The organism is Aequorivita marina, from assembly GCF_031631895.2.
In the GTDB taxonomy this organism is placed as follows: Bacteria; Bacteroidota; Bacteroidia; order Flavobacteriales; family Flavobacteriaceae; genus Aequorivita; species Aequorivita marina.
Map to the genome: position 1 here is coordinate 1 of NZ_JAVMBW020000002.1, position 18,100 is coordinate 18,100.

An 18,100-nucleotide genomic window follows, 5' to 3' on the forward strand; every position below is an offset into this window, starting at 1 on the left:
TGGATTTAAAGGCGAGTTCCTAAAATTTAGGGGACGAACAAAAAATTTAGAGAAAATTTCGTAAGCCTAGATTTTTTTGGTTCGTTTTTTCATCAATGGAAAAAATGAACAGGTTAAATATTTAGGACAGGATTGGTTTTATACTATTTTATCCAGAAAATGAATGAGCCGGAATGCGTCAATATGAGGTTAAATTGGTATTATACTTTATCTTTATTGAAAATTTCCCGTTTTATGAATAAACTCATTCTATTCTTCGCTTCATTAAGCTTGCTGTTTGGCTGCAAAAATAAGCAAGATGAAACCCTAAAAACCTCCAAAACAGATGAAGTAATTGTCGAAAAATTCGCTGCGCCTACATTTACTTTGGCGGAAGTAAACAAACTGATTGAAATGCCGTTGCATTGCGTAGGTACCGAATATCCTTATAAACCTGGTGAAACATTAGAAAGTAAAGCCGATTTGGTTGAACCCATCTCCGTGCATCCCATATTTTATGGGTGTTTTGATTGGCACAGTGCCGTTCATGGATATTGGTCTATGGTGAGTTTGTTAAAACAATTTCCTGAAATGGATAAAGCCGAAGATGTTCGGAATTTACTCAAGGAAAAAATAACTCTGGAAAACGTAGCCGTTGAAGCCGAATACTTCAAAAAGCCTATCAATAAAGCCTTTGAAAGAACGTATGGATGGGCATGGTTGCTAAAACTTTCCGAAGAACTTCACACGTGGAACGATCCGTTGGCGCGTGAATTGGAGAATAACCTAAAACCTTTAACACAGATTATGGTGCTTCGGTTTAAAGAGTTTCTTCCGAAGTTGAATTACCCCATTCGTGTTGGTGAACATTCTAATACAGCCTTCGCGTTAACCATGGCCTTGGATTATGCTGTGGTTTCTCAAGATTCTGAATTAGAGAAATTAATTAAAAAAAGAGCTCGCCATTTTTATTTTAATGATAAAGCGTGCCCCATAACGTGGGAGCCCAGCGGTTATGATTTTCTCTCGCCTTGTTTGGAGGAGGTAGATATTATGCGACGTGTACTTACTTCAGAAGAGTTTTTAGGATGGATGGATTCCTTTTTGCCACAACTGGCCAATGCCAATTATCATTTAAAAGTGGGGGAGGTGAGCGATAGAAGTGATGGCAAATTGGTGCATTTAGATGGATTGAACTTTAGTCGTGCATGGGTGTTTTATGGTTTGTCAAATCAGTTTCCAAAGTACAAGCATCTTCAAAACTTAGCAAATGAACACGTTGCTTATTCATACCCAAATCTTGTGGGCGATAGTTATGAAGGCGGACATTGGCTGGGGAGCTTTGCTATTTATGCACTCAATACATTGCACCAAAAATAGCGAAATGGGTTCGTTTTTCTTTTCTTAGGCTCTCGTGATAAAATAGGTAAATACCTAATTGAAAAAAGGGAATTCCCTGTTTATTCAAAGAAATAAAACCTTATTTAAATGTTTTTACTACCTTCGTTTACAACTAAATAAATTTTTAATTATGTCAACACCAATAAACTGCATTACTGTTGCCGAAGCAAGAGAGTTACAAGATAACTGGGTGGCCACACGCGCCAAAACTATTGAGCAAGCGCAAGGATATAAAGATTCGCGCGAATTTTTGTTCAGCGTAGCTGAGCTAGAAGAGTTTTTAGAATACATAAAAAAACAAAGTGATAGCACCTCTCCGCCCGGAGTTCGCATTTACTTTGGGGCTTACGACAATGATGCTTCCAATAAAGCTACCGTATTTTTAGTGCCAACTAATGGCACCTCACTTGGAGCTGAAAACAACTATAGCTTAAGACCATTAAATCAAGGATTAACTGGTTTTCCACCTGTAATTTATTAATAACAAGTGGCAGAAGCACTTCTAATAAACCTATTTGAGCTTTTAGCCTTTATTTTTGGACTTTTTTACTATTCGAAAAATAAATCTAAACCAACATATTATCTGGTTTGGTTTTTAGGTATCACTATTTTTATCGAACTCTTTAACTGGTATGCATATTTTGTATATTTTGGTTACTTTAGTTTTTTAAAAGGAACCGTTTTCGAGAGTAATTATTGGTCTGGAAACATATATGGCTTAATAAGCTATTTGTTTTATATCAACTACTTTAAATGGCATTTATTAGATAAAGTAAAAATAAAGATTGTTAATGCTTTTGCTATTACTTTCTTAGTAGTTAGTCTAGCAGAAATAGTGTTTTCAGGAGGCTTTTTCCTGAGGTTATTGCCAATCTCAAATGTCTTGGGAACCATTTTGGTTCTTATCAGCATTTCGTTTTATTACTTAGAATTACTTAAGAGTAATCAAATTTTAGTGGTTCAGCGTAGTTTGCCGTTTTATGTTTCAGTAGGAGCCTTGCTTTACCATTTATGCGCAACGCCCCTGTTTATTTATAGTGTTTATTACAGCAATTCAGTTGATCCCGGCTTTGTAAGTTTGTATAGACACATTATATTTGGTATCAACATTCTGTTTTATTCCATCTACATCGTTGGCTTTTTAATATGTTCGCAATCAAAGACCCCTTACTTGACCAAGAAAAACTTTTAATAGTTTACGTTATTGCGATATTATTGTTCTTTGTAATATTCTCAATTGTTTTTGTAATAGCATTTCAACGTAGGAAAAATAAGTTTCTTAAGGAGCGTTACGAGGCCGAGCAACGCTATGAACGAGAATTGTCTAACTCAAAAATAGAAATACAAGAACAAACCCTTAAAAATATTGCTTGGGAGCTTCATGATAATGTGGGGCAATTACTTTCCGTAGCAAATATTCAGCTAAATATTTTAATAAACACGGCTCCAGATCCTTTGCAAGATCAGGTAAAGGAAGTAAAGGGGGTAGTGCAAAATAGTGTTCAGGAAATACGTTCGCTCTCCAAGGTACTCAACAATGAGGTAGTTCTTAAAAATGGCCTTATGGAGTCTGTGCAAGTAGAATTGGAAAGGTTTAAACGGTTGGGTTACTTAAATGTTTCCTTACGAGTACAAGGTGATCCCGTACCTATTAATAGTGCGAGTGAAATTATTATTTTTCGTATTCTGCAGGAATTTCTTTCAAACATTATTAAACATGCGAGGGCTTCAAATTTATTCGTATATTTAGACTATAATGAAAAAACCTTGGATATAACTGCCAAAGATGATGGCGTTGGCTTTGATACTTCACAAAAAACCCACAGTTCAGGGATGGAAACTATGCGGGGAAGAGCTCAGCTTTTAAATGCCGAATATTCCATAATTTCAGAAATAGGAAAAGGAACGGAACTCTTGCTAAAATACCCTTATAGAAGCCTGCCATGAAGAAAGAAAACGAATATACCGTTGTTATAGTTGATGATCACTCACTTTTTGCAAGTTCATTAGAACGGCTAATAAACACCTTTGCTAATTTTAAGGTGCTTTACCACTCTAAAAATGGGGAAGAACTTCAGAAAATGATTGCTAAATCTGATAAGACGCCAGATATTATTTTATTAGATATTAATATGCCCGTTATGGATGGCTTTGAAACAGCTGAATGGCTTACTGAAAACCATCCTGAAATAAAAACCTTGGCGCTCTCCATGGAAGATGATGAACAAACTATATTAAAAATGCTGCGGAAGGGAACAAAAGGTTATTTGTTGAAGGATATCCATCCAGAAATTTTAAACAAGGCACTGCTTGAACTGATGGATAGAGGATATTATCACTCCGAAAAAGTTTCAGAAACACTTCTACACGCTCTAAACCCTGATAACCCTGTTAACAACCTCAATTTTAAGGACAATGAGCTTACCTTTATGAAATTGGCGTGTTCCGAAATGACTTATAAAGAAATTGCTGATATAATGAATCTAAGTCCCAAAACTATTGATGGTTATAGACAAGATCTTTTTAAACGCCTAAACATTAAAAACAGGGTAGGCTTGGTGATGTTTGCCTTAAAAAATAACTTAATGAAGCTGTAATCAATAAGCCGCTTTCCACAACGCATCATCTGGAGGTAAAGCTGTAATAATAACCTCTTCTTTTTGAACGGGATGAATAAAGCTTAGCTGCTGTGCGTGAAGATGGATACTGCCATCTTTATTACTTCTATCTGCTCCGTATTTTAAATCGCCCTTAATGGAGCACCCTATTTTTGCTAGTTGGGAACGAATTTGATGATGCCTTCCTGTTTCTAGTACAATCTCTAGCACAGAGTAATTCTCTAAATTTTTTACTAATTTATAATGAAGAACAGCTTTTTTACTGTTAGAAACTTCATTGATATGGGCATAAGATTTGTTTTGCTTTTTATTTCGCTTTAAATAGTGAATGAGACTATCTTCTGTTTTGGGAGGCGAATTTTTTACGATGGCCCAATATATTTTTTCCGTTTCCCGTTCTGAAAACATTTTGTTTAAACGCGACAAGGCTTTTGAGGTTCTTGCAAAAACCACAACGCCACTTGTGGGACGATCCAACCTATGTACAACACCAAGGAAAACGGCTCCTGGTTTATTGTATTTTTCGGCAATATATTGTTTTACCACTTCTGAAAGTGGCGTATCACCAGTTTTGTCGCCCTGCACAATATCTCCTGGGCGCTTGTTGACAATAATTAAATGATTGTCTTCAAACAGCACTTGAAGGTTGTCTTTGGTACTATGGATTTTAGAAATTGAGATACGTATAATATAAGAGTTCGAAGTTTAGAGTTTGTGTTTTAATACTGCTCGCTGTCATTTGGAAAATCACCACTTTTTACATCATCGATATATGTGCTAAATGCGTTTTTCATTTCGGTATAAAGATCAAGATACCTTCGTAGGAAGCGCGGATTGAATTCATGAGTCATTCCAATCATGTCGTGTACAACTAATACTTGTCCGTCAACACCATTTCCAGCGCCAATACCGATTACGGGAATACTTATTTTTTCGGCTACTTCTTTGGCTAGCTTTGCAGGTACTTTTTCCAAAACTATGGCAAAACAACCTACTTTTTCGAGAAGTACGGCATCATCAATCAGTTTTTTGGCTTCAGCTTCTTCCTTTGCGCGAACGGTGTAGGTTCCAAATTTATAAATAGATTGCGGTGTAAGCCCCAAGTGGCCCATAACAGGGATACCGGCGTTCAAAATGCGTTTTAAGGATTCCTTTATTTCTTTACCGCCTTCAAGTTTAACAGCATGGCCGCCACTTTCCTTCATAATTCGAATAGCAGATCGCAGTGCTTCTTTTGGATCACTTTGATAACTTCCGAAAGGTAAATCTACCACCACTAAACTTCTCTCAATACCCCGGACTACAGAAGCGGCATGGTAGATCATTTGGTCCAAAGTAATGGGTAGCGTAGTTTCATGCCCAGCCATAACATTAGAGGCTGAATCGCCTACCAATATGACATCAATCCCAGCACTATCCACAATTTTTGCCATGGTATAATCATAGGAAGTGAGCATGGAAATTTTTTCTCCGTTCTTTTTCATATCTACCAAAGTCTTGGTAGTGATACGTTTGTAATCTTTTTTTGCTATTGACATAATCTTAAATAATAAATGCTTTGATGTGTAAAAATACTATTTTTGAGTAGGAACCAATTAAATTCTTCATTATGAAATTTATAATTATAGTATTCCCCCTGCTTTTTGGCGTCGTTTCTATTGCCCAAAACCCGCTTTCCAAGGAAAACGGAAAAATAATTATTGATGTTTATATGGATGGATATCAATCTGGCGACACCCTGAAAATGAAATCGGTGATGCATCCCAATATATCCATTCAAACAGCATACCTCAGTAAAGACCAAGAAAATGTTGTGCTTAACCTTAGTCCTGCCGAATTATTAAAATACGCTGCCATTACGGCCAAAAAACAAAAGTGGCGTATAAACCTTAAGGACTATATGGTAAATAGCGATGGTAATGTTGCCCACGTATGGTCGCCTTATTATTTTTATGCCAATGACTCATTTAGTCATTGTGGCGCTACTTCCTTCACTTTGGTTTATACCGATGATAGTTGGAAAATTATTAACATCATCGATTCTCGACGCATAGGAAGCTGTAATTCCGAATAATTTTTAACAATCACTTACATTTACTTGTACGGCAAGACCACCTTCACTTGTTTCTTTATACTTTGAGGTCATATCCTTTGCGGTCTCCCACATGGTTGCAATTACTTTATCTAAAGGCACTTTTGCTTTTGCGGGATCACTATTAAGTGCCATTTCGCAAGCGTTTATTGCTTTTATAGCGCCCATTGCGTTACGTTCAATACAAGGAATTTGTACTAAGCCTGCAATTGGGTCACAAGTTAGCCCTAGGTGATGTTCCATTGCAATTTCGCTAGCCATTAGACATTGATCTGGTGTACCGCCCATTAATTCGCAAAGTGCACCGGCGGCCATTGATGAGGAAACACCAATTTCTGCTTGACATCCACCTAAAGCAGCCGAGATTGTAGCTCCTTTTTTGAAAAGGCTTCCTATTTCGCCTGCGGTCAATAAATATCTTTTTACATCATCAAAATTTGCATCGTGGTTTTCTATAACCATATAGTACATCATTACAGCAGGAATTACGCCAGCACTTCCATTGGTAGGTGCCGTTACCACGCGACCTAAAGAAGCATTTACCTCATTTACCGATAAGGCAAAGCAAGAAACCCATTTTAAGATTTGACGAAATTTAACCTCTGTATTTCTAATGGCACCAATCCACCCTTCAGCATCGTTGTATTTTGTGTCGCCAATTAAATTTTTGTTCATCTCAAAGGCTCTTCGGGTAACATTGAGTCCGCCGGGTAGTGTGCCTTCAGTGTGTGAGCCTACATACATGGAGTCTAACATTACTTCCCAGATTTCCCGTAGGCCTTCAGTTATTTCAGTTTCACTTCGCAATGATTTTTCATTTTCGAGTACTACTTCTGAAATGCTTTTGTTTTCTGCCTTACAATATGCTGAAAGTTCGGCCCCATTTTGAATAGGAAAGGGAAATTGCGCAAATTTTTCAAGTTTTGCTTTCTTTTGTTTCCGTTCTTCTTTAACGGTAAATCCGCCCCCTATGGAATAATAGGATGAAGATTCCTGCGAACCGTCTTTTAAAGTAGCTCTAAAAGTCATTCCATTGGGATGAAAATCTAGAAACTTCCGGTTGAATACGATATCTTTTTCAGGTGTAAAAGTAACATCGCGCTCTCCGTTTAAGCTTAGTTTGTTTTCTGAGGTGATAAAATCAATCTCTTTTTCAATATTTTCAATAGGAAAGGTAACAGGATCAAAACCACATAAGCCCAACATTGTAGCCAAATCAGTTGCGTGACCTTTGCCAGTAAGCGACAAAGAGCCATATAGATCTACCTTTATTCCCACAACCTCTTTAAATTGATTTTTTTCTTTTAACTCCTCAATCCATCGTAAAGCGGCACGCCAAGGCCCTAATGTATGTGAACTTGATGGCCCAACGCCAATTGATAACATGTCAAAAACACTGATACTCTCCATATATATATCTTTTAATAACAAAGATAGCATCTTATTTTATTATGTATGAAGAATTCGGCACTATGACAGCATTTTTGCAATAATGATTATTGAAGCACCTTATAAATAGCAAACCTGCCGGCCATTGAGCTTATCTTCTCCTGTTGGGCAAAAGTGGTGGTGGCGCACCTGTAAACGGATTCCAACGCCCAATACTTTTGGCCTCCATCCCTGCGGCGCGCATCACGGCACGGTCGCCGTAACGGTCACGCATTTTGTCCATGGCCTGATAGAGGCTGATTGTTTTTTCATTGTCGTCAAATAGGTCTATTTGAAATCCACCTTCTACTAAATGACTAAATTTAACGCCCACCATCCGTACTAAAAGCCTGCGTTGGTACAGTTTTTTGTAAAGTGCCATCACTACGGGAATAATTTTATGATCTGCCGAACTATACGATATTTTTTGCTGCATGGTATAAGTTTTAAAATCGGAATACCGTATTTTGAAAGTTACGCAAGCAGTAAGCTTATTGCCACGTCGCAGTTGAAAAATTAAATTTTCTGTCATTGCAATGATTATTCCTTCTAACTTTTTTACATCGGTGGTATCGCGGTCAAAACTGCGCTCGGTAGAAATAGATTTGCGCTCGGTGTATTGTTGTACCGGTGTATTGTCTATCCCGTTTGCTTTCTGCCAAATGGTCTGCCCGTTTTTTCCAAAGACTTTCCGCATCATTTCCACAGGCATTTCCTGAATGGTTTTTATCTGTTTTATGCCTAAATCGCAAAAAGCACGGTAGGTAACTTCGCCCACCATTGGTATTTTATTGACAGATAAAGGCGAAAGAAAGGGTTTTTCTGTTCCTTTTAAAATATGGATCTGATTGTTTGGCTTTGCTTCGCCAGTTGCTATTTTTGAAACAGTTTTGTTTATGGAAAGTCCGAAAGAAATAGGCAGTCCAGTTTCTTTTATAATCCGTTGCCGTAGTTCGGAAGCCAGTTTTTCGCAGCCAAAAAACTTATCCGTTCCTGTTAAATCAATATAAAACTCATCTACAGAAGCTTTTTCATAAAGTGGTACGCTTTCTTTTATAACATCGGTAACGTTTTCTGAAAATTTACTATAAGTACCGGCATCGCCGCGAACTACAATCGCTTCAGGACATAACTGTCTGGCCAATTTCATAGGCATTGCGGAGTGGATTCCGAAAGAGCGCGCTTCATAACTGCACGAAGCTACCACGCCGCGATCGCTTGTGCCACCAATTAATACAGGCTTTCCTATGAGTTTGCTATCCAACAAACGTTCGCAGGACACAAAAAAAGTGTCCAAATCCATGTGTACTATGTTTCTTTTGTTGTTCATGTTAGATTTGAGATTTTAGACATGAGATTTGAGACTTAAAACTGAAGGATTCCCTCCGCCTTCGGCATACCGAAATAAATTCGGTACAGGCTCTCCCTTGAAAAAAGGGGAGGAATTTTTAACTTTTTTTAATCTCACGTCCTAGGTTTTATTGTTTTACGTCTATTGTCCGTAACAGTTCTCCCTTCGGGGGCTAGGGGGACGGAGCTATACCTCGGATCCTGAATTATCGCCAATCGTTCCATTTTTATCACTTCTATGTTTATACAATCAAATTCTTCCGTTACTTTTCCGGTGATGTTGTAAATTCCTTTTCCGCGGAAGCGATACTTGTTGGCTACCGGCGGAAAATGTACGGTATCCACAAAATGACCATTGCGATCAATAAAGTTTCCGAAGTACATATAATCACCTTTCGAAGTCCGCGTTCTCTTGGTAGTTATTAAATATCCTTCAATGCTTATAACCTTCCCTATAAATTGTGGAAGATGTGTTGCTCGCAACTTGTTTTCAGAAGGATTTATAAGCAAATCAAAAGGGCTGCACAATGGAAACCCCAAGAGCTCCATTTCGTCAAAAGCGTCTTCCAGCGCGGTGTGTGGTAGGGAAGGGGTTTTGTAATCAATCTTTTTTTGTTTAAAAAGGGTGTACACATTTTCTTCAAAACTCACCTTGTTTATTTTCATATAGGCTTCCCAAAGCAATTCGCGTTTGTTTCTTCCTGTAAAACGAAAAGCGTTTATTTTTATAAGAATTGTCATTTGTTCCATCCCAATGGAAACGCGTTCTAGGAAATCGTCCAGACTTTCAAAGGCATCGTTTTTATGGCGTTCAGTAATTATTTTATCAATGAGTTTTGATTCTAAAGATTGCAAAAACCCGAAACCGATGTAAATATCCTTCCCATCAATAATTGTTTTGCCGTAACTGCGATTGATACAAGGTTGCAGTATATTTCCGCCGTTCATTCGCGCTTCGTGCACATAGAGTTCTACACTGTAAAAACCACCGCCATTGTTTAGGGTGGCTACCATATATTCCAACGGAAAATAGGCTTTTAAAAAAAGGCTTTGATAGCTTTCTACGGCATAAGAAGCGGAATGTCCCTTGGCAAAAGCATAGCCAGCAAAACTTTCAATTTGCCGCCAAACTTCGGCAGTAAAAGCTTCGTTTTTTCCGGAGTTTTTACAGTTTTTAAAAAACTGATCTTTTACTTTTTGAAACTCTTCCCGCGAACGGAACTTCCCGCTCATGCCTCTTCGCAACATATCGGCTTCCCCCAAATCTAATCCACCAAAATGATGCGCCACTTTTATTACATCTTCCTGATATACCATTACACCGTAGGTTTCGGGCATAATATTCAGCAAAACGGGATGCGCTTCTTTTCTTTTTTCGGGATAGCGATATCGCAAAATGTATTCGCGCATCATTCCACTTTTAGCAACACCCGGCCGTATTACCGAACTGGCAGCCACCAACCCCAAATAATCGTCCACCTGTAACTTGCGAAGCAACATCCGCATGGCAGGCGACTCTACATAAAAACAACCAATAGCCTGTGCGTTTCGCAACAAGGCTTTAATTTTTTCATCTTTTTTAAAACGTTTTATGTCGTGAATGTCTAAAGCGGGTGTTTTTGGATGGTTATGCGTTACAATTTCTACGGCATCCTTTATTTTTCCCAATCCGCGCTGACTCAAAATATCGAACTTATAAAGCCCAATGTCTTCTGCAATTACCATATCAAACTGAGTGGTAGCATAGCCTTTTGGCGGCATAAACGTAGCGATATAATGATGGATTGGTTTTTCTGAAATCAAAATCCCGCCAGCGTGAATGCCGAGGTAATTAGGGAAACCTTGAATATACTGGCTGTAAATAATCACCAATTGCGAAAGCTTATCCAGTTTTTTAAAATCGTAATTCTGTTTTGAAAGTCTATCGATTTCCTCCTTTGGCAGTCCAAAAGCCTTCCCCAGCTCACGTACGGAAGCCTTAAACTTAAAAGTGTTGTAAACGGCGATAAGAGCGGTGTTTTTAAATGTTTTAAAGATGAAATCGGTAATGTCATCGCGATCCTGCCACGAAAAATCAATGTCGAAATCGGGCGGATTTTTTCGATATAGATTTATAAAGCGTTCAAAATAAAGATCCAGCTCTACGGGGTCAACATCTGTAATACGAAGCAAATATGCAATAATGCTATTGGCACCACTACCACGACCTACGTAGAAATAACCCTTGCTACGGGCGTATTTCAGGATTTTCCAATTGATGAGAAAGTAGGAAACAAACCCTTTTCCCTTGATAATACTCAATTCCTTTTCAATGCGAACCATCACGCGTTCGCCCGGACGTTTATAGCGATAATGAATTCCGGCATAAGCTAGTTTTTTCAGTAAACGAAAATCTAGGTCTTCATTGGCAGTATATGATTTTTGGTTACGTGTGGTTTCCTTTGAAAAATCGAAGGAAATGTGACAATGCTTTAAAAGTGTTTCTGTATTTTTAATTAGCTGCGGAAATTCCTGAAATGTCTTTTTTAAACTTTCTTCGGAAATAAACACGTCGTTTTCGCTGCTTTGTTCCGAAGCTGGCAATTTGCTAAGCAAGGTGTTATTGTCAATTGCGCGAAGCAATCGGTGAGTATTAAAGCCTTTTTTATGCTGAAAAGTGACGCTTTGTAGAACCACCAACTTCTCTTGCCTGTTTTTCCAAGGTGAAAACTTTAAGCGGTTAAGATCTTCTATTTTTACGCCGATAAATTCATTTTCAGCGAGTGTTTCCCCTTTAAAAGAAGCAAATGGATAAATTGCGAATGTATTAGGAAGTTGTTTTGCCTTGGAAGGAGTTTTTAGGTTTTCTGAACCCTTCCGCCGATGTAGAAATTCTGACAGATATTCATTTATATTTTTAAAACCTTCATTGTTTTCTGCCAGTAATATAAATTGCTGTTTTGCTCCATTCCGGAAATCTACTCCAAGAATTGGTCTTATATTATAATCAGGCGCAATACGGACAAACTCCAGACAAGCCGAGGTAGAATTTATATCGGTAAGTGCCATGGAAGTAGTTCCGTTTTGTTGCCCTAAACTTAGCAAGTCGCTGATTTTTAGGGTTCCATAGCGAAGGCTGTAATACGTATGACAATTTAAAAACATAAAGCTGGATTTATTCCAAAATTATGGAATATTTCCAATACTGGAAAATAAATTGTAAATTATTAAACATCAAATGCCCAAAAAGAAGTCTTAGAAACCTACCAATTGCCGTCTGCTTCAATAGACGGACTTTTAATAGCATTATTTTAGGCTTAAGTCACAGTTGCGTAACTTTTTTATTGTGGCTAAACTCATTTTATTGCTGTTTTATTTTCCGTTGGCTGAAGCCAACGGCAATTGATTAAAACTCTATCTATTAAAAATTACTCATTATCCACTGCCAACTGCAACTGCCTTTTGCTACTTCTTTTAGAGATTTTGTAAAAGATTATTGATGCTATGAAACCAACTACCGAGAAAACTGTCAGCATCCAAAACACCGCTTGATGCCCTTCTTTTCCTGGAGATGCATCCAGAAAGTAACCAATGGCAGGTCCGGCAAAAACTTCAGGTGTGTAGCCGATAAAAGATATTATTCCCACTGCTGTTCCCGTTAACTTTAAGGGAATGTTGCCTTCTTTCATAACCGCAAAATAAAGAACCCGAGCGGCGTAAACTCCAACAGCGGTAATTATTATGGAAAGAAAGAACAAAATGTCTGTACCTTCATCCACAATTCCGGAGGCAAAGAGCACTGCTCCAAAGATGGAAAGCAAAAAACCAAGGCATAAATAAACAGATGCGCAGGAACGGTCTGCAAGAACCCCGATTACCACTCCAACAACGGGACGAATAAACAATAAAAACGTGCCTGTTTCGGCGGCTTCTACTTTGCTGTAACGCATAACATCGTTGGCGTAGAGCGAAAATATATCGGTTATTTTATAGCCTACGTAGGCACACAAGATTATTATCATCAATAACCAAATGGCGGGTAGTTTTAATACCGTTTTTATATTTTGGTATGTTATTTTTTCAAGGGTAGTAGATTCAGATTTTTTGTCAATTTTCAGAAAAAAGAAAACCATCACACCTATAAGTGCTACTAAGGTGGAAGAAACATAGACTACAGATTGAAAAGCTTCGGTTTGCGCAACGGAGTTTAAGTTTGCCTGCGAGTCTGGGACGAATAAGGAAAATACAAAAACGCCCAATAGACCAAAGAGTGCCCCTACCAAACCGCGACCACCATCTAAAAAACCAAATGCTTTGCCTTGGTTTTCGTTGCCGCCCCAAACCCGTGTGGCTTTTATCATTGCCGACCAAAAAAGAAATATTGTTGTAAACCCCCAGAAACCGTAAAGAATGATTAATGTTTGTAGTGTAGGGGCGTTGGCGTAAATTAAGCCACCCAAAGCAGTTAATAGTAAAGCCGTACCCATTAATTTTCTAGGCGGAAATCGGTCTGCCAAAGGACCACCAAATAAATAGGAAAACAATGCCACCACACCATAAACCGAAAAGCAAAACCCCAACTCCGTGTTATTAACCTGAAAAACCTCTAATACCGTAGCGCGAAAAACCCGAGCCAAAACAAAAGGAAGAATAAAAACTGCTTCCCCCGCTAAAATAAGTAAGGCAATATAAAAGACGTGTTGGCGCGAAGCGTTTTTCAAAAAGAAAACTTGTTAAAGGTTAGATCTTCGTAAAAATACCATTTTTTTTAAACTGCCTGAATTGCTGCAATTTAAAGATGTAGAAATAATTTTATGACACCTTGTCAGAATATTTTCGCTGGCATAATCATTGACTTATAGAAAGCGAAAATAAGAATACACAACAATAACAAATAACAAACAACACTATTATGAGTAAAATAATTGGAATCGACTTAGGTACAACCAACTCCTGCGTTGCCGTAATGGAAGGTAGTGAGCCAACGGTTATTCCTAATGCCGAAGGAAAAAGAACAACTCCTTCTGTAATTGCATTTGTGGAAGGCGGTGAAATTAAAGTAGGTGATCCTGCAAAACGTCAGGCGGTAACCAACCCTACCAAAACCATTAGCTCTATTAAACGGTTTATGGGGAATAAGTATTCCGAATCTAAAAAAGAAGCGGAACACGCAGCATACAAAGTGGTAAAAGGTGATAATGACACTGCCCGCGTTGATATTGACGGACGTATGTACACACCACAGGAATTGAGTGCGATGATTCTTCAGAAAATGAAGAAAACCGCAGAAGATTACTTGGGTCAGGACGTTACTGGTGCAGTAATTACAGTTCCTGCTTATTTTAACGACAGCCAACGCCATGCAACAAAAGAAGCAGGTGAAATTGCTGGTCTTAAAGTAGAGCGAATCATTAACGAACCAACTGCAGCTGCATTGGCATACGGCCTTGATAAAAAAGGAACCGACCAAAAAGTAGTGGTATTTGACTTTGGTGGTGGTACGCACGATGTTAGTATCCTTGAATTGGGTGACGGCGTTTTTGAAGTACTTGCTACAGATGGTGATACACACTTAGGTGGTGATGACGTTGACCAAAAAATAATCAATTGGTTAGCCGATGAGTTTAAAGCAGATGAAGACTTCGATCTTCGTAAAGACCCAATGGCATTGCAACGTTTGAAGGAAGCAGCTGAAAAAGCAAAAATTGAACTTTCTTCTGCAGCACAGACTGAAATCAACCTACCTTATGTTACTGCTACTTCTAGCGGACCAAAACACTTGGTAAAAACTTTGACTCGTGCGAAGTTTGAGCAATTGATTGAAGATCTTGTAAAAAGAACAATGACACCTTGTGAAAAAGCAATGAAAGCTGCTGGATTAAACAAAAGTGATATTGATGAAGTAATTCTTGTAGGTGGTTCTACTCGTATTCCTGCTGTTCAGGAAGCGGTTGAGAAGTTCTTCGGAAAAAAACCACATAAAGGGGTAAACCCAGATGAGGTAGTTGCCGTAGGTGCTGCTATTCAAGGTGGTGTATTAACTGGAGATGTAAAAGATGTACTTCTTTTAGATGTAACACCACTTTCGCTAGGTATTGAAACTATGGGCGGTGTTATGACCAAATTAATTGAGGCAAACACAACTATTCCTACTAAGAAGAGCCAAGTATTCTCTACTGCAGCAGATAATCAACCAAGTGTTGAGATTCACGTACTGCAAGGAGAGCGTCCAATGGCAAACGACAACAAAACAATTGGCCGTTTCCACTTAGACGGAATTCCACCAGCACCAAGAGGTACGCCACAGATTGAAGTAACCTTTGATATTGATGCTAATGGTATCATTAAAGTAAGTGCTACTGATAAAGCTACCAACAAGTCGCAAGACATTCGTATTGAAGCTTCTTCTGGATTGACTGAAGAGGAAATCGAAAAGATGAAGGCAGATGCTGAAGCAAATGCTGAAAGCGATCAAAATGCGAAAGAAAAAGTTGATAAGCTGAATGAGGCTGATGGCATGATCTTCCAAACAGAAAAGCAATTAAAAGAATTTGGTGATAAATTATCTGATGATAAGAAAAAACCAATTGAAGAAGCTTTGGAAGAACTTAAGAAAGCTTACGAGACTAAAGAAGTTGAAACCATTCAACCAGCTTTAGATAAAATAAACGAAGCTTGGAAGACTGCTTCTGAAGAAATGTACAAAGCCCAAGCAGACCAGCAAGGTGCCCCAACCGGCGAACCCGGAGAAGGACAAGGCCCTGAGCAAGGTAGCACTGACGGCGGATCTGAAAACAGCGATGTTGAAGACGTAGATTTTGAAGAAGTGAAGTAAGCAGAGCGCCGTTTTCGTTAAAAGCGAAAATGTGCAAATTGCTTATCCCGAGCCAAGTCGAGGGATATTCACAAGCAATATAGATTAATGTTAAAACCGCAACCTGAAGGGGTTGCGGTTTTTTTATGGGTTATGCATTTAGCGAGAGAGCGTCTAAAAAGAATAGCTATTTCATCTAAAAATCCAATTCCGATACTTCGGCGGCTAGATTGCCATTGGCTGCCACCAAGACAACCAAGTGTTTTTGTTTGAAGTAAACTTCTTTTAAATACAGATCTTGAAAACTTCCATAAAGCAAAACGCCTTTTTTAACCTCTAATAGGTTTTCTAGCTTTTCGTTTAGTTCGGTTTTGACATTTTTTAGCTTCGGCTGTAAAAGAAAATTCGATTTATCTAAAACCTTTCTTCGTATAAAGCTATTTAAAAGAAAATCGATAAGTTTATTGGCAAGCCAACTGTCGTTTTCTCCTGTTGCCTTATAATGGTTTAAATTGATTGTTTGTTGTTGTTGATCAAAGCTAAGCTTTAACTGTATATCTACTTTTAGGCTTTTACCTTTAAAGAGCTTTGTTTTAGTCAGCAATTCCAGTTCTAAATCTAAATCGTAGTTCTGCGAGCCAGCGAACAAATTTATAGCAATAACTTCACCGTATAAGCTACCATCATCTGCGCCATCTTTTCTTATTTTAAACCCAATAAGTTCTTCTTGCAGTTTTTTCTCTACGGTTTCTAGCTTTATTTGAACCGGTAAAAGAATTTTAATTCCGTTTTCTGTATAAGGTTTTTCCATGAATTTAATATTTCAATTGGTTGGAAAAAGAATTCAAATGTACTGGGCTCTAATATTTTGCTGGCTTTCCTTCGTTGGGCATACTGTTTTTTATAAACTCGCGAATATCCTCGGTTGCAGTTTTTAAATCTTCTTTGCGTAAATACATCATGTGGCCGCTTCGGTAGGTTTTAAAATCAACCCGACCTTTCATCTTTCCTCCGGGGTCCAATTGATTTTTGGTGTATTTGGAATGAAAGTAAGTGGTTGCACCGTCATAATACCCGGTTTGAAATAATACGTTGAGGTATGGGTTTTGCGCCATTGCTTGTCGTAATTGCTCACGGGTATTGTTGTTGGTTTTGTCCCAAGGATGCACGGGTCCAAACATATTATATTTAAGGTCTGTTTTAAAATTGAGCTCCTCTCGCATATAATAATTTATGGCAGGGGTAAAGGAATGTAGCCAGGAGGTTAATTCAGCGTTATAATCTGGGCTTGTACCACTTCGGCTTCTATCAATTCCAAGATATCGCGAATCTAACCTGCCAATGGTTTTGTCGTTGTTCGGTTGGTTTAATAATTCTTTCCAAAATACGTGACTGGGCAATGCTAAATGATTGTCAATGAAAAGCTGTTTATCAATACCCGTCATCGTTTCCAATTCTGCAGCTATTTTTTGCTTTTCAACTTGCTCTAAACTGCTTCCTTTTGCCAAGGCTGGAATTAACGTACTATAGGTATAATCTTCAGAGGCCTTTAGAACTTCTTCCAGATCTTGGTTTTGCAATTTACCTGGCAACTGTTTGTGATACCAAGCCGTAGCAGTATAATAAGGTAGAAATAAGGAAGCAGACAGCGGCGTATCTGATTCAAAAGTGAGGTAATCTGCCGGAGAAACCAAAATCACCCCGTTCAGGTACATCCATTGTTGTTTTTGTAGAGCGAGTGCCAAGCCGGAAACCCTTGTGCCGCCGTAACTTTCACCAATTAAGTATTTAGGTGCTAACCATTTGTTGTTTCTGCTTACAAAGGTGTTCAGCCATTTTGCCAAATAGCGTATGTCTGCATTTACCCCAAAAAACTGTTCTCTTTTTGGCTTTTTCTCATTGACTTCTACCATTCGGGAGTACCCGGTATTTACAGGATTCACATATAAAATATCTGCAACGTCTAAGATAGAATACGGGTTGTCTTTTATACCGTAAGGCTGCACTGGATATCCTTCGTCGCTAATTTTTAATAGCTTGGGCCCCGTATAAGCAATATGCATCCAGGCCGAAGCAGAGCCTGGCCCACCATTAAAAGAAATTACCAATGGACGTTCCTGACCTGTTTTCTTGCTTTTTGTGTTTTTGCGATAATAGGTATAATGCAAACTGGCAATGACTTCATTATTATCATTCCAAAGAGGTTGCATTCCGGTAGTTGCCGTATAATCTATGTTTTTATTCTGTAGCGTAATCCTGTGTTGCGTACTTATGGTGGTGTCTTTAAAAACCGTTCTTTTTTGACCGTATAAGTTTATTGCTAAAAAGAGAAAGAAAATGTAGGTTACTTTATGCATTTTGAGATTTGATTTTATGTGTTGTATTAAAACTCACTAAGCTTTTTAAGGCGAAGAAAAGTTCTTTTTATAAATATCGTTT

General features: G+C 38.3%; 15 protein-coding genes. 7 read left to right on the forward strand and 8 right to left on the reverse strand.

Going from position 1 to position 18,100, the window contains the following annotated elements; translation table 11 throughout:
• The first annotated feature begins 234 nt into the window (after positions 1–234).
• From QPK98_RS04000 to QPK98_RS04020, 5 genes are all read left to right on the forward strand, one after another.
• The gene (locus QPK98_RS04000; RefSeq protein WP_310991747.1) at positions 235–1,359 is read left to right on the forward strand and encodes a DUF2891 domain-containing protein; all 1,125 of its coding nucleotides are present in this window, start codon (positions 235–237) and stop codon (positions 1,357–1,359) included.
• 151 nt (positions 1,360–1,510) lie between these two features.
• Positions 1,511–1,861 carry a hypothetical protein gene (locus QPK98_RS04005; RefSeq protein ID WP_310991748.1) on the forward strand — a complete coding sequence of 117 codons (351 nt, stop codon included), beginning with the start codon at positions 1,511–1,513 and terminating at the stop codon, positions 1,859–1,861.
• A 6-nt stretch (positions 1,862–1,867) separates the two neighbouring features.
• A complete protein-coding gene (locus tag QPK98_RS04010) occupies positions 1,868–2,572 on the forward strand; it encodes a hypothetical protein (RefSeq protein ID WP_310991749.1) in 705 nt (234 codons plus the stop codon).
• Entirely contained in the window at positions 2,527–3,327 is an 801-nt protein-coding gene (locus tag QPK98_RS04015; protein WP_310991751.1) for a sensor histidine kinase, read from the forward strand. Before QPK98_RS04010 ends, QPK98_RS04015 begins: the two co-directional genes overlap by 46 nt.
• Positions 3,324–3,977 carry a response regulator gene (locus QPK98_RS04020; protein ID WP_310991752.1) on the forward strand — a complete coding sequence of 218 codons (654 nt, stop codon included), beginning with the start codon at positions 3,324–3,326 and terminating at the stop codon, positions 3,975–3,977. Before QPK98_RS04015 ends, QPK98_RS04020 begins: the two co-directional genes overlap by 4 nt.
• Here QPK98_RS04020 and QPK98_RS04025 read toward each other — a convergent pair whose 3' ends face one another.
• Together QPK98_RS04025 and panB are read right to left on the reverse strand one after the other, a co-directional pair.
• The gene (locus QPK98_RS04025) at positions 3,978–4,637 is read right to left on the reverse strand and encodes an RluA family pseudouridine synthase (protein ID WP_310991753.1); all 660 of its coding nucleotides are present in this window, start codon (positions 4,635–4,637) and stop codon (positions 3,978–3,980) included.
• 80 nt (positions 4,638–4,717) lie between these two features.
• Positions 4,718–5,536, reverse strand: a complete 819-nt coding sequence (panB, locus tag QPK98_RS04030; protein WP_310991754.1) for a 3-methyl-2-oxobutanoate hydroxymethyltransferase — start codon at positions 5,534–5,536, stop codon at positions 4,718–4,720.
• A 71-nt stretch (positions 5,537–5,607) separates the two neighbouring features.
• On the opposite strand from panB, the gene QPK98_RS04035 reads away from it, so the two are divergent.
• Entirely contained in the window at positions 5,608–6,072 is a 465-nt protein-coding gene (locus QPK98_RS04035; RefSeq protein WP_310991755.1) for a nuclear transport factor 2 family protein, read from the forward strand.
• Positions 6,073–6,075: 3 nt separating this feature from the next.
• On the opposite strand, the gene QPK98_RS04040 is transcribed toward QPK98_RS04035, so the two are convergent.
• The 4 genes from QPK98_RS04040 to QPK98_RS04055 all read right to left on the reverse strand — a co-directional run bounded on the left by QPK98_RS04040 (position 6,076) and on the right by QPK98_RS04055 (position 13,568).
• Entirely contained in the window at positions 6,076–7,500 is a 1,425-nt protein-coding gene (locus QPK98_RS04040) for an L-serine ammonia-lyase (protein WP_310991756.1), read from the reverse strand.
• Between the two features lie 130 nt (positions 7,501–7,630).
• Positions 7,631–8,848 (reverse strand): DNA polymerase IV, encoded by a 1,218-nt coding sequence (dinB, locus tag QPK98_RS04045; RefSeq protein ID WP_310991757.1) that lies wholly within the window; start codon positions 8,846–8,848, stop codon positions 7,631–7,633.
• A gap of 134 nt (positions 8,849–8,982) precedes the next feature.
• On the reverse strand, positions 8,983–12,012 hold the full coding sequence (locus QPK98_RS04050; RefSeq protein ID WP_310991758.1) for a DNA polymerase III subunit alpha: 3,030 nt from the start codon (positions 12,010–12,012) through the stop codon (positions 8,983–8,985).
• A gap of 263 nt (positions 12,013–12,275) precedes the next feature.
• Entirely contained in the window at positions 12,276–13,568 is a 1,293-nt protein-coding gene (locus QPK98_RS04055) for an MFS transporter (RefSeq protein WP_310991759.1), read from the reverse strand.
• Positions 13,569–13,759: 191 nt separating this feature from the next.
• Here QPK98_RS04055 and dnaK point away from each other — a divergent pair, with 191 nt between their 5' ends.
• Positions 13,760–15,682, forward strand: a complete 1,923-nt coding sequence (dnaK, locus tag QPK98_RS04060) for a molecular chaperone DnaK (protein ID WP_310991760.1) — start codon at positions 13,760–13,762, stop codon at positions 15,680–15,682.
• A gap of 175 nt (positions 15,683–15,857) precedes the next feature.
• Here the strand turns inward: dnaK and QPK98_RS04065 are convergent, their stop codons facing one another.
• A complete protein-coding gene (locus QPK98_RS04065) occupies positions 15,858–16,472 on the reverse strand; it encodes a DUF4403 family protein (protein ID WP_310991761.1) in 615 nt (204 codons plus the stop codon).
• Between the two features lie 49 nt (positions 16,473–16,521).
• Complete coding sequence (locus QPK98_RS04070) at positions 16,522–18,018, reverse strand: S10 family peptidase (protein ID WP_310991762.1); 1,497 nt, start codon at positions 18,016–18,018, stop codon at positions 16,522–16,524.
• Between the last annotated feature and the right edge of the window lie 82 nt (positions 18,019–18,100).

Excerpts from the sequence above, each read along its gene's own strand:
- QPK98_RS04070 (WP_310991762.1), bottom strand. The coding sequence starts at position 18,018 with ATGCATAAAGTAACCTACATTTTCTTTCTCTTTTTAGCAATAAACTTA.
- QPK98_RS04065 (WP_310991761.1), bottom strand. The coding sequence starts at position 16,472 with ATGGAAAAACCTTATACAGAAAACGGAATTAAAATTCTTTTACCGGTT.
- QPK98_RS04015 (WP_310991751.1), top strand. The coding sequence starts at position 2,527 with ATGTTCGCAATCAAAGACCCCTTACTTGACCAAGAAAAACTTTTAATA.
- QPK98_RS04050 (WP_310991758.1), bottom strand. The coding sequence starts at position 12,012 with ATGTTTTTAAATTGTCATACGTATTACAGCCTTCGCTATGGAACCCTA.
- QPK98_RS04000 (WP_310991747.1), top strand. The coding sequence starts at position 235 with ATGAATAAACTCATTCTATTCTTCGCTTCATTAAGCTTGCTGTTTGGC.
- dnaK (WP_310991760.1), top strand. The coding sequence starts at position 13,760 with ATGAGTAAAATAATTGGAATCGACTTAGGTACAACCAACTCCTGCGTT.
- QPK98_RS04040 (WP_310991756.1), bottom strand. The coding sequence starts at position 7,500 with ATGGAGAGTATCAGTGTTTTTGACATGTTATCAATTGGCGTTGGGCCA.
- QPK98_RS04020 (WP_310991752.1), top strand. The coding sequence starts at position 3,324 with ATGAAGAAAGAAAACGAATATACCGTTGTTATAGTTGATGATCACTCA.
- dinB (WP_310991757.1), bottom strand. The coding sequence starts at position 8,848 with ATGAACAACAAAAGAAACATAGTACACATGGATTTGGACACTTTTTTT.
- panB (WP_310991754.1), bottom strand. The coding sequence starts at position 5,536 with ATGTCAATAGCAAAAAAAGATTACAAACGTATCACTACCAAGACTTTG.
- QPK98_RS04035 (WP_310991755.1), top strand. The coding sequence starts at position 5,608 with ATGAAATTTATAATTATAGTATTCCCCCTGCTTTTTGGCGTCGTTTCT.
- QPK98_RS04005 (WP_310991748.1), top strand. The coding sequence starts at position 1,511 with ATGTCAACACCAATAAACTGCATTACTGTTGCCGAAGCAAGAGAGTTA.